14 protein-coding genes are annotated in these 17,253 nt (G+C 41.6%); 5 read left to right on the top strand and 9 right to left on the bottom strand.

The genetic code is table 11. The annotated features are described in order from the left end of the window. Window positions 1-199: 199 nt before the first annotated feature. The 3 genes from carA (at window position 200) to B2400_RS14015 (ending at window position 3,375) form a co-directional block, all read left to right on the top strand. Window positions 200-1,300 carry a glutamine-hydrolyzing carbamoyl-phosphate synthase small subunit gene (gene carA / locus B2400_RS14025; protein WP_149525198.1) on the top strand — a complete coding sequence of 367 codons (1,101 nt, stop codon included), beginning with the start codon at window positions 200-202 and terminating at the stop codon, window positions 1,298-1,300. 345 nt (window positions 1,301-1,645) lie between these two features. Further along, on the top strand, window positions 1,646-2,944 hold the full coding sequence (gene eno, locus B2400_RS14020) for a phosphopyruvate hydratase (RefSeq protein ID WP_149525199.1): 1,299 nt from the start codon (window positions 1,646-1,648) through the stop codon (window positions 2,942-2,944). 128 nt (window positions 2,945-3,072) lie between these two features. Continuing rightward, window positions 3,073-3,375 carry an FtsB family cell division protein gene (locus B2400_RS14015; RefSeq protein ID WP_149525200.1) on the top strand — a complete coding sequence of 101 codons (303 nt, stop codon included), beginning with the start codon at window positions 3,073-3,075 and terminating at the stop codon, window positions 3,373-3,375. A gap of 27 nt (window positions 3,376-3,402) precedes the next feature. On the opposite strand, the gene B2400_RS14010 is transcribed toward B2400_RS14015, so the two are convergent. From B2400_RS14010 to B2400_RS13985, 6 genes are all read right to left on the bottom strand, one after another. Then, the gene (locus B2400_RS14010) at window positions 3,403-4,107 is read right to left on the bottom strand and encodes an FkbM family methyltransferase (RefSeq protein WP_293934368.1); all 705 of its coding nucleotides are present in this window, start codon (window positions 4,105-4,107) and stop codon (window positions 3,403-3,405) included. A 45-nt stretch (window positions 4,108-4,152) separates the two neighbouring features. Further along, window positions 4,153-5,517, bottom strand: a complete 1,365-nt coding sequence (locus B2400_RS14005; RefSeq protein ID WP_149525202.1) for a pyridoxal-phosphate dependent enzyme — start codon at window positions 5,515-5,517, stop codon at window positions 4,153-4,155. Between the two features lie 48 nt (window positions 5,518-5,565). Continuing rightward, window positions 5,566-6,387 carry an AMP nucleosidase gene (locus B2400_RS14000; protein WP_149525203.1) on the bottom strand — a complete coding sequence of 274 codons (822 nt, stop codon included), beginning with the start codon at window positions 6,385-6,387 and terminating at the stop codon, window positions 5,566-5,568. Window positions 6,388-6,453: 66 nt separating this feature from the next. Further along, window positions 6,454-7,704, bottom strand: a complete 1,251-nt coding sequence (gene clpX / locus B2400_RS13995; protein ID WP_149525204.1) for an ATP-dependent Clp protease ATP-binding subunit ClpX — start codon at window positions 7,702-7,704, stop codon at window positions 6,454-6,456. 5 nt (window positions 7,705-7,709) lie between these two features. Beyond that, window positions 7,710-8,408 carry an ATP-dependent Clp endopeptidase proteolytic subunit ClpP gene (clpP, locus tag B2400_RS13990; RefSeq protein ID WP_149525205.1) on the bottom strand — a complete coding sequence of 233 codons (699 nt, stop codon included), beginning with the start codon at window positions 8,406-8,408 and terminating at the stop codon, window positions 7,710-7,712. 53 nt (window positions 8,409-8,461) lie between these two features. Beyond that, window positions 8,462-8,923, bottom strand: coding sequence for a type I restriction enzyme HsdR N-terminal domain-containing protein (locus B2400_RS13985; protein ID WP_149525206.1), 462 nt, complete (start codon window positions 8,921-8,923; stop codon window positions 8,462-8,464). A 186-nt stretch (window positions 8,924-9,109) separates the two neighbouring features. On the opposite strand from B2400_RS13985, the gene holA reads away from it, so the two are divergent. After that, complete coding sequence (holA, locus tag B2400_RS13980) at window positions 9,110-10,117, top strand: DNA polymerase III subunit delta (RefSeq protein ID WP_149525207.1); 1,008 nt, start codon at window positions 9,110-9,112, stop codon at window positions 10,115-10,117. A 7-nt stretch (window positions 10,118-10,124) separates the two neighbouring features. After that, window positions 10,125-10,694, top strand: a complete 570-nt coding sequence (locus B2400_RS13975; protein WP_293934361.1) for a hypothetical protein — start codon at window positions 10,125-10,127, stop codon at window positions 10,692-10,694. 862 nt (window positions 10,695-11,556) lie between these two features. Here the strand turns inward: B2400_RS13975 and B2400_RS13970 are convergent. From B2400_RS13970 to B2400_RS13960, 3 genes are read right to left on the bottom strand one after another with little or no spacing between them, the layout of a single operon-like run. Continuing rightward, a complete protein-coding gene (locus B2400_RS13970) occupies window positions 11,557-14,727 on the bottom strand; it encodes an efflux RND transporter permease subunit (RefSeq protein ID WP_293934358.1) in 3,171 nt (1,056 codons plus the stop codon). Between the two features lie 29 nt (window positions 14,728-14,756). Next, window positions 14,757-15,896 (bottom strand): efflux RND transporter periplasmic adaptor subunit, encoded by a 1,140-nt coding sequence (locus tag B2400_RS13965; protein WP_286651647.1) that lies wholly within the window; start codon window positions 15,894-15,896, stop codon window positions 14,757-14,759. 24 nt (window positions 15,897-15,920) lie between these two features. Beyond that, window positions 15,921-17,252, bottom strand: a complete 1,332-nt coding sequence (locus B2400_RS13960) for a TolC family protein (RefSeq protein ID WP_293934355.1) — start codon at window positions 17,250-17,252, stop codon at window positions 15,921-15,923. Window position 17,253: the final 1 nt, after the last annotated feature.

Below are 17,253 nucleotides of genomic sequence, written 5' to 3'. Positions count from 1 at the left end.
AATTTAGAAGTGTTTTGTTTTTATTTGTACCTTTGTCTCCCAATAAAATGAAAGAGACCTTCTACCCAATATCGTCACAAATCGCATCTGTAAATCAGATCAATTCATAAATTGATATAATAGCCCGTTTGGGCTTTTTTTGTGCTCGGTCGGGAAAATGGTTTCACAAAGGAATGAATTAATTTAACTCGAAATAAGAATGACCAACTACAGCAAATTGCCAGCAATTTTAGTCCTTGAGGATGGAACTGTTTTTCATGGAAAAGCAGCAGGTAAAATTGGTACCACGACGGGAGAGATCTGTTTCAATACCGGAACGACGGGTTACCAAGAAATCTTTACCGATCCTTCGTACTATGCGCAAATTATGGTTACCACCAATGCACATATTGGAAACTACGGTATCGACGAAGAGGATGCGGAATCGAATAAGATTCAGATTGCAGGTTTAGTTTGTAAGAATTACAATATCAACTATAGCCGCAAGATGGCGGATGAGTCCATCCAAAATTATTTCCAAGACGGCAACTTAGTAGGTATCTCGGATATTGACACTCGCTCATTGGTACGCCATATCCGTAGCAAAGGTGCGATGAACGCTATTATCTCTTCTGAGAATCTTGATGAGGAGTCTTTAAAAGCAGAATTAGCAAAGGTTCCTTCGATGGACGGCTTAGAGCTATCTTCAAAAGTATCGACAACAGAACCTTATTTCTACGGCGAAGAGTCTGCTCCAACGCGTATTGCTGTGTTAGACCTAGGTATCAAGAAGAATATCTTACGCAACTTTGATTCTCGTCAGGTTTATGCAAAGGTATTCCCTGCGAAAACGACATTTGCGGAGATGGAAGAATGGAATCCTGATGGTTACTTCATCTCGAATGGTCCTGGCGATCCGGCAGCGATGGACTACGCAATCCAAACGGTTAAAGATATCTTAGCAGCAGATAAGCCGATGTTCGGTATTTGTTTAGGGCATCAAATCCTTGCATTAGCAAATGACATCCGTACGAGCAAGATGCACAATGGTCACCGCGGTATCAACCATCCGGTAAAAAATATCATAGCTAACAAATGCGAAATCACTTCACAGAATCATGGTTTCGGTGTAGTAGCAGAAGATATCAAAAACTCAGACAAAGTAGAAATTACACACATCAACTTAAACGACAATTCGATCGAAGGTATCCGTGTGAAGGGCAAGAAAGCATTCTCGGTTCAATATCACCCAGAATCATCTCCAGGTCCACACGATTCACGTTACTTATTCGATGACTTCGTTGCGATGATCAAAGCATAAACAAAAACGATAATAGCAGAGCCTCAGAATTTCTTCTGAGGCTTTGTCATTTTAATAGCGTCTGTTTTCAAAGGCCGCCAAGTACTTTCCTCTCGCTTTTCATTTGCTTTTGAACATAAAAAATCTGTATTCCGCCACTTACAAAAAACCAACAGAAACCCCATATTTATCTAAATACCCAACAGATATTCTTGAATATTTATTTATCCAAGCTCAATTAAAATTCCTTTTGCTTAGCATTAACATTGTAGTTTTTTCCTATTTTTGATTAAGACATATATTTTACTATATTAGTGTTCTGAATACACTAAGTATAGACAAGAGAAAAATAAACCAAAGAAAAAAATGAGCTTGATAATCGATGTACATGCGCGTCAGATTTTAGATTCGCGAGGAAACCCAACCATTGAGGTTGATGTAACGACACAGAATGGTTTTGTAGGCCGTGCAGCAGTTCCTTCTGGAGCTTCTACAGGAGCACACGAGGCAGTAGAATTACGTGACGGCGACAAAAAGAAATACCTAGGAAAAGGTGTTTTGAAAGCTGTTGAAAACGTGAATACTAAAATTGCAAAAGCATTAGAAGGTGTTGATGTATTCGAGCAAAATGCAATCGATAAGATCATGATCGATCTTGACGGTTCAGAGAACAAAGGAAAATTAGGAGCAAACGCAATCTTAGGTGTTTCTTTAGCAGCAGCTAAAGCAGCAGCACAAGAGAGCCGCCAGCCATTATACCGTTATATCGGTGGAGTAAATGCAAACACATTACCATTGCCGATGATGAACATCGTGAATGGTGGTGCGCACTCAGATGCTCCAATTGCTTTCCAAGAGTTCATGATTATGCCAGTAGGTGCTGAATCATTCTCAGAAGCTTTACGTTGGGGTGCTGAAGTATTCCATAACTTGAAGAAAATCCTTCACGACCGTAACTTATCTACAGCAGTAGGTGACGAAGGTGGATTCGCTCCAACTTTCGAAGGTACAGAGGATGCTATCGAAACGATCCTTGAGGCAATCAAAAAAGCAGGTTACAAACCAGGAAAAGACATCTGTCTAGCATTAGACTGTGCTTCAACGGAGTTCTTCGTAAAAGGAAAATACGATTACGCGAAGTTTGAAGGTAAAGGCGGTGCTGTTCGTACAGTAGAAGAGCAAGTAGCTTACTTGGCTGAATTAACTGAGAAATACCCGATCATCTCTATCGAAGATGGTATGGCAGAAGACGACTGGAAAGGTTGGAAATTATTAACAGAGAAAATTGGAGACCGCGTTCAATTAGTAGGTGATGATTTATTCGTTACGAACACTAAACGTCTTCAACAAGGTATCGACACCCAAACAGGAAACTCTATCCTAGTAAAAGTAAACCAAATCGGTTCATTAACGGAAACTATCAACGCGGTGCATTTAGCACAAACGAATGGTTATACTTCGGTAATGTCTCACCGTTCTGGAGAAACTGAAGATAATACAATCGCTGACTTAGCGGTAGCATTGAACTGTGGACAAATCAAAACAGGATCAATCTCTCGTTCAGACAGGATCGCAAAATACAACCAATTGCTTCGTATCGAAGAAGAATTGGGTAGCAATGCCAAATTCATTGGCAAGGAGTTTAAATACGCTCCTAAGAAGTAATCAAATTCGAAAAGGGAACCGCAGGTTCCCTTTTTTATTTTCCCTATATTTTCTTCAAAATTCCCATTTGTAATCTTCCCGAGAAAATAACTATCTTTATCGAGGTTTTAGCTTAACAACTCAATTCTATGGAACGCTTTATCAATACTATTCGAAATAAATACCTTATCGCAGGGGTTGCCTTTGTCGTATGGATGGTATTCTTTGATCGGTACGATTTTGCAACGCAATATAGTTTCCAAAAGGAGAAAACAAACCTGGAGGTAGAGAAAGCCTATTATACGGCAGAGATTGAGAACATCGAAAACTCCATTAAAGATGTTCAATACAACCCGAGCGAAATACAAAGAATTGCGCGCGAGAAATATAAGATGAAGAAAGATCACGAAGATGTCTACATCGTTACAGAAGTAGAGCCGACAGAAAAATAAAAAAAGCCGTCAACAAAGACGGCTTTCTTATTTAGATTTCACTAAAGAAATTTCCTGATAAGTATCGGATATCGCAAAGATGCGATATCCCTTTTGATAGAGTTGTTTAAAGAATAGATCGCCCTTTGCTTTGCCATCTGTAAAAAAGCGTTCATGCGTTTCAACCAGAATCTGTTTGATCGCAATGCCACTGTTCAGTATTCCTTCCATTACCGCATATTCCGAGCCTTCTATATCCATTTTAAGTACATCGATAGCCGCATGCCCATTCTCTTGAACAATCTCCGTAAACTCTTTTAAAAGAACATCTACAGCGTTCGTTTCGTCCACGAGCTTGTGGCCATATACGGAGCCCGAAACATGATCTTGATTTTTAGGAAGGTGGAAAGTGAAGACTCCCGTCTTTTCGCCAATGCCGAAGGGGTGGAAATGAAAATTTGCCGGCAACTGTTGCTTGGCAATCCAGTTGATGGATTTGGGTGTAGGGTCGAAGCCAAATACTTGAGCTCCGTGCTTACTGATGATATCGCGGTCGAAAGAAATGTCTTCGCCAATACCGAAAGAATAAACAATGGCATTTTCCGGAACCAAGCTCGGATCTACATAAAATCCGCCATAGCCATTGCCGTACCATTGTTTATCTCTTTTTTCTTCTATATCAATAAAGGATATTTTTCCTAATCTAGCTTTTATCCAATATTCAATTCTTTTTAAAGCATTGTTTCTTTCCATCCTTTTTTAGCCATCTTACTAAAGATAACGAAAAATATAGGAAAACTATATGTCGGAGATAGCGTTGATAATATCGTATTGCGTAATAATATTTATCCTGCCTAGTTCATCTTCCACCAATACCGCTTGCGTATCCTTGTCAATCAAAGTGGAAATCTTATCGATAGACATATTTAAGTCTACAAATGGGAATGGCTTTGACGCGATAGTTTCTACTTCAGCAGACTTCAGCGAAGGATTATCCAACAGCGCATTCAAGATATCGGCTTCCGTCACTTTGCCGACGACCATACCCTGTTGGGTCAGTGGTATTTGAGAAATATTTAAAGACTTCATGACGTTGAATGTCTCCAGAACCGACTGTTTAACATCAACAGTAATGATTTCCTGATTGGCGCGTTTCTTCAGAATTGACTTAGCCGTGAGTTTCTCATCTTTCAGGAAGCCACGCTCACGAAGCCAATCCTCATTATACATCTTGCCCATATAGCGCGAGCCATGGTCATGGAAGATCACGACTACCAGATCCTCGTCTTTCAGTTCAGCACCCAATTGTAACAGGCCAGCCACCGCTGCACCCGCCGAGTTGCCCGCAAAGATACCTTCTTTACGTGCTAATTCTCTCGTCATCAAGGCCGCGTCCTTATCTGTGACTTTCTCGAACAGGTCGATCACATCGAAGTTGACATTTTGAGGAAGGAAATCCTCACCGATGCCCTCCGTGATATAAGGATAGATCTCATTCTTATCGAAAACACCCGTTTCCTTATATTTCTTAAAGATGGAACCGTAGGTGTCGATTCCCCATACTTTAATGTTGGGATTTTTCTCGCGAAGGTATTTCGCAGTACCCGAGATTGTACCGCCGGTTCCCACACCTACGACGAGGTGCGTAATCTTTCCTTCGGTCTGCTCCCAAATCTCCGGTCCGGTTTGTTCGTAGTGCGCCTGCGTATTCGATAGGTTATCATACTGATTTGCCTTCCACGCATTTGGCACTTCTTTTTCTAAACGACTAGAAACGGAATAGTAGGAGCGTGGATCCTCCGGATCGACGTTCGTCGGACATACGATCACCTCCGCACCAAAAGCGCGCAGGGCATCGATCTTCTCTTTGGATTGTTTGTCGGTCGTGGTAAATATGCAACGATAGCCTTTTACTACGGCTGCCATGGCCAATCCCATCCCGGTATTACCCGAAGTACCCTCGATTATGGTACCTCCGGGTTTTAATAGGCCTGCCTGTTCGGCATCCTCAATCATTTTTAAAGCCATTCTGTCTTTGATCGAGTTCCCTGGGTTGGTCGTCTCTATCTTTGCCAGTATGGTTCCTTTTAGGGGTTTGGTAACTTTGTTTAGTTTAACCAAAGGGGTGTTCCCAATGGTTTCTAAGATGTTGTTGTACCACATAGGTGAAAGTTTGTGCTGTTTGTTTTCTTCCACAAAGGTAGCCAAATTTTAGAACTTCAAATGTTTCACCGTTAAGCCGTTATTAATCAGTTGGCTCAATGCATCGATTCCAATCTTCAGGTGCTGCTCTACATAAGACTTAGTAACCGACACATCTGAAATCTCTGTCTTTACACCTTCAGGAATCATCGGCTGGTCCGAAACGAGCAATAGGGCGCCAGTTGGAATCTTGTTTGCAAAACCAACGCTAAAGATGGTAGCGGTTTCCATATCCACAGCCATTGCACGGATCGTTTTTAAGTATTTCTTGAAGTTCTTATCGTGCTCCCAAACGCGTCTGTTGGTTGTATAGACAGTACCTGTCCAATAGTCCCTAGAATGATCGCGAATGGTCGTTGAAATTGCTTTCTGCAGCGCAAAGGCCGGTAAGGAGGGCACCTCCGAAGGGAAATAATCGTTTGAGGTTCCTTCTCCGCGGATGGCAGCAATCGGTAAGATCAACTCGCCAACACCAATTTTCTTTTTCAATCCGCCGGTTTTTCCTAAGAATAAAACTGCTTTTGGAGCAATGGCCGATAAGAGGTCCATGATCGTTGCCGCCATTGGGCTACCCATACCAAAATTGATGATCGTGATGCCTTCTGCTGTACAACTTTGCATCGGCTTGTCTTCACCCATAATAGGGGCGTCGTCGTGCATTTGCGAGAACAACTTCACATAATTCGAGAAATTTGTCAACAAGATATATTCGCCAAACTCATCCAGCGGCCGGCCAGTATATCGGGGTAACCAATTGTTAACGATATCCTCTTTTGTTTTTAATCCTGCTTTTACAGGTGAATCTACTTCCTTTACATTCTTTTTTGTCATCTATATTCCTTTCTTTAAAATTCACATTTTATAAAAAACCCCCGCCGATGGGCGAGGGTCAAATCGTTATGCAACTTGGAGCTTCTTGAAATCCGTCTTGGCGAACTTATTCTTCGCGTAATCCAACGTAATTTGCAAGTCCTTCTCGTTGCTATGCTCCTTGCTGGTCGGTATCTCAAACATCGCGTCAAGCATAATCGCCTCACAAATGCTTCGAAGACCACGAGCACCTAATTTAAATTCCCAAGCTTTATCAACGATAAAATCATATACCGCCTCATCGAACTTCAGGTTAACACCCTCATATTCAAATAGCTTCTTGTATTGTTTAACCAAAGCATTCTTAGGCTCTGTCAAAATGTTCAACAAGGTCTCTTTATCCAATGGATTTAAGTGTGTCAATACAGGTAGACGACCAATCAACTCAGGGATCAAACCGAAGTTTTTCAAATCCTGAGGAGTGATGTACTTGTACAGATTATTTAAATCAATTTCTTGTTCCTCGTCGTTCATTTTGTAACCAACAGTCTGCGTGCGCAAGCGGTTAGCAATTTTCTTTTGAATACCATCAAATGCACCACCACAAATAAACAGGATGTTATTCGTGTTCACCGTAATCATTTTCTGATCAGGATGCTTTCTACCGCCCTGCGGTGGAACATTCACATTTGTACCTTCTAAGATTTTCAATAAAGCCTGTTGAACACCTTCTCCCGACACATCTCTGGTAATTGAAGGATTATCGCTCTTTCTTGCAATCTTATCAATCTCATCAATGTAGATGATACCGCGCTCTGCTGCCGCTACATCGTAATCCGCCGCCTGCAACAAACGCGTTAAAATACTCTCCACATCCTCACCCACATAGCCTGCTTCAGTTAGTACAGTTGCGTCTACAATACAAAACGGAACATTTAGAATCTTAGCGACCGTTTTTGCCAATAAGGTTTTTCCGGTACCCGTCTCGCCAACAATAATTAAGTTTGATTTCTCAATCTCTGTCTCATCGTTGTCAACACGTTGATTCAAACGTTTGTAGTGATTGTAAACCGCTACAGAAATTACTTTCTTAGCGTCATCCTGACCAATAACATATTGATCCAGATGTTCTTTGATTTCTTTAGGACGAATAAGCTTTAAAGTCGTCTGTAAAGACTTGTTCTTTCTCTGCTTTAATTCCTCCGCCAAAATCTCTCCAGCTTGTTGAACACATCTGTCACAGATGTGGGCACCATCGCCTGCGATAAGCATTTGGGCTTCATTTTTACTGATGCCACAAAAAGAGCAATGGATGTCTCTACTGTTCGATTTACTCATTTTCTTTATTTTGTTTCCTTTTTAGGAAGCAATACTTCGTCGATCATACCAAATTCTTTGGCCTCGGCAGCACGCATCCAATAATCACGATCTGATGATTTCTCTACCCAGTCATAAGTCTGGCCAGAGTGCTCAGCGATAATCGTGTACAATTCCTCTTTCAATTTCAACATTTCACGAAGGTTGATCTCCATATCCGAAGCAACACCTTGTGCACCGCCCGAAGGTTGGTGAATCATCACGCGCGAGTGTCTTAATGCTGCACGCTTTCCTTTTGCTCCAGCAACTAATAATACAGCGCCCATCGAAGCGGCCATACCTGTACAGATAGTCGCAACATCGGGTGAAATATACTGCATCGTATCGTAAATACCTAAACCTGCATAAACACTACCACCTGGAGAGTTGATGTAAATTTGAATATCACGCTGAGCATCAGTAGATTGTAAGAACAATAACTGTGCCTGTACGATGTTTGCTACTTGATCATTGATACCATCACCCAAAAAGATGATGCGGTCCATCATCAAACGCGAGAACACATCCATCTGCGCAACGTTCAATTGACGCTCTTCGATAATGTATGGCGTAAGATTGGATGGAATTTGTTGCTGTAAGCGAGAAATATAGCCATCAACGTGTTGACTTCCAATTCTATGGTGCTTAATCGCGTATTTTCTGAATTCGTCTTTATTGATATCCATGTTTTGTTCCTTCTAATTTTGACTTACTAATATAATACTTATTTTAAATTCTCCTATTGCTCATGGGCGAATGTTGGTAAATCCGACAGAAATGTGAAATTCCCATGATCGAAATCTATACTACAATAATGGTGCTCAAGTCCATTACTGACTAAAAGCAGCGGAATTTTATAAATAGTATTGTAATTCGCGATTTGTCGAAAGGTGTTTTCGGTAATTTTGACAGTCGGCGCCTTAAACTCTGCCAAAAGAATGCGCTCGCCGGAAGTATTGTAAATTACCAAATCGCTGCGTTTCTGTAGCGTGTTGAGCAGTAGCCCGCCTTCAATTTTCATTAGCGAGAGTGGGTAACCTTTCTCGTTGTGCAGGTGATGAACCCAATGTTGCCTTACCCATTCCTCCGGAGTTAACAATAAATGCTTTTTCCGAAGCTCATCAAAAATAAAATATTGATCGGCTTTCTTTATAATTTTCGCTGGAAAGGGGGGTAAATTCAGTGGGACTGGCCTAAACATTTACAAAATTACGAAATATTTAGCATATACCTTCTATGATATAGTTCCCTTTCAAAGCCCTTTCAAACCCAATGTATAACCCAATCAAAGCCGCTCGGAAAGGGGGTTGATAGGGTTGTACATTGGATGATATCTGTCGCATTCTCGAAGCGGAATGCTAAAAGATTTTTTGTAATTTCGTGGGACATGAATACCCAATCCATTTTAGCTGATATCAAGAAGAAAAAGCTTAGCCCGATTTATTTACTACATGGCGAGGAGCCTTACTTTATCGACCTCATATCGGATGCTATTGAGCATCAGGTACTCGATGAGGCGCAGAAAGGCTTTGATCAGTCGGTGGTCTATGGTAAGGAAACTGACTTCTCTACACTGATCAGTATGGCAAAGCGCTACCCTATGATGAGCGACTTTCAAGTTATCATTGTGAAAGAAGCGCAGAACCTGAAATGGAAGGATGATGATCTGCTGCAGAAGTATTTGGAACATCCTACACCGACAACGGTATTGGTTTTCGCGCATAAATATGGTAAGTTCGACAAGCGGAAAAAGTCGTATAAAGCGATGGATAAAGCGGGAGTGGTATTGGAGTCGAATAAGCTTTACGATGATAAAGTTGCCGGATGGATTACAGAGCAATTAGGCGCTAGTGGACGAAAGATTCATCCGCAGGCTGCAGCAATGATGGCCGACTATCTGGGTACTGATTTATCGAAGGTGGCTAACGAGCTCGAAAAGTTGATGCTCAATGTGTCGGCAGAGCAGGAGATTGGGCCGGCGGATATTGAGCGCAATATTGGTATCAGCAAGGATTTCAATGTGTTTGAACTGAATACGGCACTTTCCAAGCGAAATTCACTGAAGGCATTTCAAATCGTTAATTATTTTGCTGCGAATCCTAAATCCAACCCTATACCGGTGGTCATTGGTTCACTAGGTACCTACTTTACGAAGATCCTCAAATATCATTATCTACCGGATAAGAATTCAGCAGCGGCAGCAAAGGCACTTGGCGTGCACCCTTTCTTCGTGAAAGAGTATGAGTATGCCGCGAGAAATTTCAATCGCCGGAAAACTTTCGATATTATTCATTTGATCAAAGAGTACGACTTAAAATCGAAGGGTATGAATGTCGGTCACTTGACCAGCCATGGCGATTTAATGAGCGAACTAATCTATAAGATACTTAACTAACCTTACTATGCTAAAGCGACTTTTTACGATCGGTGCCTTTTTACTTTTATTTTCTACTCACAGTTTTGCGCAACGAGACTATTATACCTTATTGCAAGGTGGGGGGAGTATCGGAGTCAACAATCCGGGTTTCGAGGGGACTTTTAATGGATATAGTTTGCATTTTATTTTTGGTCGCAACTTCGACGAACGTGCTTTTGTAGGTATTGGGTTAGGAAACGAAGTATTGCGTGGCGATTATACGTTCAAAAATCCAACGGAAACTCAACAAGGTAATTTCAAATACGATCGTAATCTATTTCCGCTTTTCATCGACGCTAGATTGCCTTTTGCTTATATAGGCGATTTTTCACGTGTTGGTGCCGTTGCAAATGCCGGTTATTCGGTTCGCCTAGGCGGAGTGTATGATAAAGGCGCGATGGGAAAGATCGGTCTTTTCTACCTTTATGATGATATCAGACGTACGAACTTTACGATCTCAGCAACCTATGCGTATCAACAACTTACTTATGTGAGCTTTCGCGAAAAAATGAACCACCAGAGCATTAATTTGTCGGTGGGTATTTGGTTGAAGTAGGGGATTAGATATTAGATGTTAGATATTAGATTTTAGATATTAGATATTAGAGTAGGGCGCCGATTAGGCGCCATTTTTTGTGTTTTGTTTTGAACCAAGAAAGGAAGGATTTAAGGATTGGCAGGATCGGGTGTGATTATTTTCTGAACCAGGAAAGGAAGGATGTAAGGATTGGCAGGATCATGTCTAATCTCTAATATCTAATGTCTAATATCTAGTCTGAAATAATTACACCCAATCCTGCTAATCCTTGTATCCTTCCTTTCCTGGTTCAAAGACAAAACCCAAACTCCAAAATCAACATTCTTTTCTAGTAGACCCAAATCGTCAAAAAACTTTCTTTTCCAACTAATAATTTTTGTCTTTCGGCTTAACGGATCATTCTTGTTCATTTATTTAAAAAGAAATTCAATCCCATATAGGGTACAGTCATACGATACGGTACTATATATTAAACCTTGTCCCGTTTAGTTAATTTATGAAGTATAATTGCTGTGTAGATAGTTAAACAGGTTGAGCATCAGATTGATTGATCGCTCAAGTAGAACGCATGCTGAAGTAGAGAAAGCAATTGAAAAGCTTCCAAAAAGCATGCAATATAATTATACGAAAATCCTGAAGGATATACATATGGGTAAAAAACTGTGATCGTAATATATGTTTTTCCTAATGTTGATTGCAAGTTTTTAGGGCTCTCCGTTTGGAGGGCCTTTTTTTATGCGATAGTTAAAGGACTCATTTACCCTTCCTTTTCTGTTTCCAAAAAAAGAAGCTGTCCTTTCGAACAGCTTCTTCATTTTAAGAAATATTTCTTCAGTAGCCGCCATCGGTCTAACTACTATGTACTAACTAATAACTACTCCTAATGAGCACTCAAATTCTTTTTCTTCTCTTCATCGAAATTCGCTTCCAATTCAGCAAGTTTCTTTTTACCGTATGCTAGACGTGTAATTACAACGAATAGTACCGGTACGAAGAAGATGGCTAAGAATGTCGCTGCGGTCATCCCTCCGAATACTGTCCAGCCGATTGTTTGGCGTGAAACAGCACCTGCGCCCGTTGAAAGCATCAAAGGAATAATACCTAAGATAAACGCCAAGGATGTCATGATAATTGGACGAAGACGAAGTTTTACGGCGTCTAATGTTGCGTCTAATAGGTTCATTCCGATATCCACACGTTCTTTTGCAAACTCCACGATCAAGATCGCATTTTTCGCGGCAAGACCGATGATAGTTACTAGACCGATCTGCGCAAAGATGTTGTTATCCAGTTGCGGCAATAAGGTCAGGGCAAGAATTGCTCCGAACACACCCAATGGAACGGATAACAGGATTGAGAATGGCACGGACCAACTTTCGTATAGCGAAGCTAACAGCAGGAATACGAATAGAATACAGAGCGCGAAGATTTGGATGGTCTTGCTGCCGGATTGTTTCTCTTGCAACGATATTCCGGAGAACTCGTATGAATAACCGTCTGTTAATGTTTGTGCTGCTACTTCTTCTAGTGCTGCAATCGCATCCCCAGAAGAATATCCAGGAGCCGCTTCACCCGATAACTGGATCGAACGGAAAATGTTAAAGTGGTTGACGATCGAAGGATTCGTAATCAAATCATAACGTACTAAGTTGGTCAATGGAACAGGTTGTCCTTGTACATTCTTGACGTATAATTTATTGAGATCCTCAATATGCATTCTATAGCTGGTATCTGCCTGTGTTACGACGCGGAAGTTACGACCATATTTGGTAAAGTCATTCACATAGCTACTACCCATATAAGCTGAAATAGTGCTGTAGATATTGGTCAATGGTACACCCATTCTCTTGGCCATTTCACGATCTACATTGAGTTTGTAGTTTGGCGAATTACTATTGAATAGGGTATAGGCCATCCCAATCTCAGGACGTTGATTTGCTGCGGCTAAGAATTTACCGATCATCGCCTCAAACTGTTTGATATCTACCGTCTGTCTATCCTGAATTTCCATGGTGAAACCGCCAGATGATCCAAGACCCGGGATTGGCGGAGGCGTGGCAGCAATAACAGAAGCTTTAGTATAACCACGGTATTTACCCATGATCGCTCCGGTAATATCCGTTACTGTTTTCTCGCGTTCTCCCCAAGGATAAAGCGAAACGAATAGACTGGCGCCGTTAGGTTTCGCCGATCTATTCAATAAGTTCATCCCGTTAATTGCCGTTACATATTGAATTTCTGGGAAAGTCTTTCGCAAATCTTCCGATAATTCCTGTAATACAGCCTCTGTACGGGCACTAGATGCACCTTCTGGAAGGTTGACACCCATAAAGAATATACCAGCGTCCTCGGCAGGAATAAAGCCTGTTTTCTTATTCGTGAACATCAGTCCTGTTCCAACAAATATACAAAGCAAGATAATCAAGGCTAATGGAGCCGCTTTTATCACCTTCTTAACGCCTTTTGAATAACGATAAGTTACTTTATCGAACCAAACGTTGAATTTGTAGAAGAACTTGTTTAGGCCTTTAGAATCCTTGCGAATTGCTGTTGGCTTCAACATGATCGAACATAATGCTGGCGTCAGCGAAAGGGCGATAAATGCCGATAACATTACGGATACGGCAATGGTAATAGCGAACTGTTGATAAAGCTGACCCACCATCCCCGGGATAAATCCTACAGGAACGAATACTGCCGCTAAGATCAGGGCAATGGCAATAACCGGTGCGGTAATATCTTGCATCGCGCGTCGCGTCGCTTCTTTGGCGTCCATCTTATAATGGTCGATATAGTGCTGCACGGCTTCCACCACAACGATGGCATCATCCACCACAATACCGATCGCGAGGACGAAGGCAAGCATCGTTAAGTTGTTTACCGAGAATCCGAATATCGTAAAGAAGATGAACGTACCGACAATAGAAACAGGAATCGCTAGCAACGGAATCAAGGTTGCTCTCCAACTTTGTAGGAAGAAGAATACAACAAGAGTTACTAAGATCAATGCTTCGATCAAGGTATGAATTACCGAGCTGATGGATGCATTAACAACAGAAACCGTTTCATATGCAACTACATAGTCTACGCCCTTAGGGAAGGATTTTTTTAACTCCTCTAATGCCTTGTAAATACCATCTGCAGTCTCAACGGCATTTCCTCCCGGTGTTTGCGAGATCATCATACCAGAGGTTGTCTTACCGTTTACTTTCGTCGTGATACCGTAGTTGAATTGTCCAAGCTCAACGCGGGCTACATCTTGTAATAAAACGATGGAACCGTCGGTGTTTGTTTTTACGACGATATTCTCGAAATCTTCGACTTCTTCCAAATCGGAGTCAAGGATAATCGGATATTCGAATACTTGTGCATTCTCTTGCGGACGCGCACCAACGCTACCCCCAGCCATACGTGAGTTTTGCTCAGCAATGGCTGTACTTACGTCAGATGGTGTTAAACCTAAGTTGGTCAGTTTGTTGGCATCTAGCCACACACGCATGGCGAATGGCTGTCCGAAGGCCTGCACATCACCCACACCTTTAACACGCAATAGGGCGTCTTTCAGATACAGGTTGACATAGTTTGCCAAGAAGTTCGCATCACGTGATCCGTCAGGTGAGGTCAGGGATACCATCATTAAGATATCCGTGTTCACTTTACGAGTGGTTACCCCTAAACGGCGCACTGCTTCAGGCAATACAGGTTCAGCGATACTTACACGGTTTTGTACATCTAGCGTTGCGATGTCGATATCTGTACCTACTTCGAAGGTTACCGTGATACGAGAACCACCGTCAGAGGTACTGTTCGAACTCATATAAATCATCCCCGGCGTACCGTTGATCTGGCTTTCAATCGGGGTTGTTACTGTTTTCTCTACTGTTTGGGCATCAGCACCGGTATAGTTCGCCATTACGGATACCGTAGGCGGCGCAATATTGGGATACTGACTGATAGGTAGGGTCGTGATGGAAATAGCTCCAATGATGGTGATCAATATGGAGATAACCATCGCGGTTACCGGTCTTTTTATAAATACTTCTGAAATCATTATCTATGAATATGTTGGGACTTAGCAAATTATTTCTTTGGTTGAGCGTTCGCGTTGTTGTTTTCAACAACCTTAGCGCCTTGTTTCAATGCGGCAACACCGTCTACGACAATGCGCTCGCCGACTTGAAGACCGTTGGTAATTACCACCTTATCTCCAAGTTTTTGACCTAAAGAAACTTGCTTCAAGTCTACCGTGCTACTATCAGTTACTGCGTATACTGAGAATGTTCCTAGCTGTTCAAATATCGCGCGGTATGGAATTACCATTTCCTCGTGCGCAGTCGTACTTTCTACATTCAATGTTAGGTTCAAGCCTGCGCGCAAGGTATTTGCAGGATTATCAAACGAGGCACGTACTTTTAGCGTCCCTGTTTGCGGATCTACAGCGCGGTCTATGGTAGAGATACGACCCAAAGAGTTGTATGTGCTACCATCAGGTAAAGTCAAGTTGATTTTGGTAGATGATTTGCCGGTTTGTAGCCCAGTAAATTCAGGAATCTCCTTTTCGTTGATCTGGAATTCAACGGCAATAGGATTTGTTGAACTCACGGTATTTAAAAGGGTTGTTCCAGCACTTACTAAAGCACCAGTGCGAACTTGGGAAATACCGATATTCCCGGAAAATGGTGCAACGATCACCGAGCGTTGTAAGTTAGTTCTAGCAGTTGTTAATGCTGCCTGAGCTGCCTGTACTTGCGCCTTTTGGTTATTAACGTCTGTGTAAGCATAGTCTAAGGTCTGCTTAGCGATCGCGTCTTGATCTGCAAGTTTTTCATAACGTTGTAAATCCTTTTCAACACGAGCAAGGTTTGCTTTTGCGATTTCCATATTCGCACGTGCCTGATCGACAGCAGCAGCATATCGAACGCGGTCAATCTCATATAATCGTTGTCCCTTGCTTACATAAGCACCATCGGCAACATAAATATTCGTAATATAGCCTGATACCTCAGCACGTATTTCTGTTTCTTGCAAAGGAACAACATTTGAAGGGTAGGAGCGAATCCCCGTTACAACTTCCTTACTAACTGTTGCGGTGGTTACCGGTGTTGCAGGTGCTTGCATTCCAGGTCCTGCTCCTTGTTTACCAGCTTCTTTATTCCCACATGATTGTAGAAATAATCCTGTTCCTAATAGAAGTGCTGTTAATATGTGATTTGTCTTCATTATATCTTTATTGCTTGTGGTTGATTAATTGCTAATGTTTACTGTTCCTAATGCTTTCTGAATATCTAACTTGCTTGACAACACCGCGTAAAGGGCATTCAAGTAGTTTAATTGACTTGTCTTCAAATCGGTTTCTGCGGTCATAAGTTCTAAGTAAGTTTTTACGCCTGCATCGTATTGAAGTTTTATGGTATTGTACACTTCTTCAGACAAATCCATGTTTTCTTTCGCATTTCTCCATTCGTTCATGTTGGCGCGATAGGATGCCATAGCTGCTGAATATTGTGCACCGATTTGATTCTCCAGATTTTCCATCTCTAAATCCAATCTGGACTCTTGTAATTCCGATTTACGGATTTCCTGAATACGTTTTGTTCCTTGGAAGATTGGAATAGATAGGCTTAAACCCACACTAGAATTCGGAAAGTTATCTTGAAAAAGATCACCAAACTGATTGTTTCTGTAGTTTAGACCATAGTTAGCAAAGGCGCCCACTCGTGGAAGGTAGTTCCACTTTTGATATTGTGTGTTCAACTTTTGCAGGTTTTGCAAGGTCTGCAACTGTTTAATTTCAACTCGGTTAGCATATTGCAAAAGCTCAGTCGTGTCTAAAAGGATATTCGACTCCATGTTTTGGTTTTCGAATGATAAGCTAACAGGCGCTGATGGATTTAAGCCCAACAGAGTCTTTAGGTAATCGTATTTATAGCGGCGAAACTCATTTGCCGATTTTAGCTCAGCATTTGCATTATTCAATGAAATCTGCGCTCGTTTATAATCTGTTTTATCGACTAATCCAGTTTCGTAGCGCGCGTTGGCTTCAGTGTATTGTCTTTGAAGGCGAGCAATGTTTTCAGTGATAATATTTATTTGCTCTTCGCTTGTAAGGATATCATAATAGGCCTTACTGACATCAACCACGGTATTGATACGCGTGTCTTCAATATTTAAATCATTTTGTTCGCGAATAAATCGAGAGGCCTTAGATGCTTGAAATAACCCCGGGTTTATAATGGCTTGGTCAGCTTGAAATACCATTGAAGCCGTATTCTTTTGTCCCATATTGATATTCTGATCATTGATGTTCGCCGTAGGGAGCTGTATATTATGGGTGTAATTTCCATTAGCGTTAATCTGTGGAAACCAACCTGACAGTGCTGATGCAATTTCACGTTCTCCAATTTCCTTGTCGATCTGTGCTTGCTTTAGCTCGATCTTGTTGCTCAATGCATAGTTAATTAGCTCGTCAAGCGTCGCGTTGCTGTTCAAAGAACCAGCTTGCTGCGCTTGGCTAATACCGATGGTAGTACAAGCTACCGATAGGTATACTACGATTTCCTTAAAATTTAATCTCATG

The organism is Sphingobacterium sp. UBA6645 (genome assembly GCF_002455685.1).
GTDB classification, from domain to species: Bacteria; Bacteroidota; Bacteroidia; order Sphingobacteriales; family Sphingobacteriaceae; genus Sphingobacterium; species Sphingobacterium hotanense.
The sequence above is the reverse complement of the archived record's forward strand: the minus strand, read 5'-3'. Positions and strand labels throughout refer to the sequence as shown.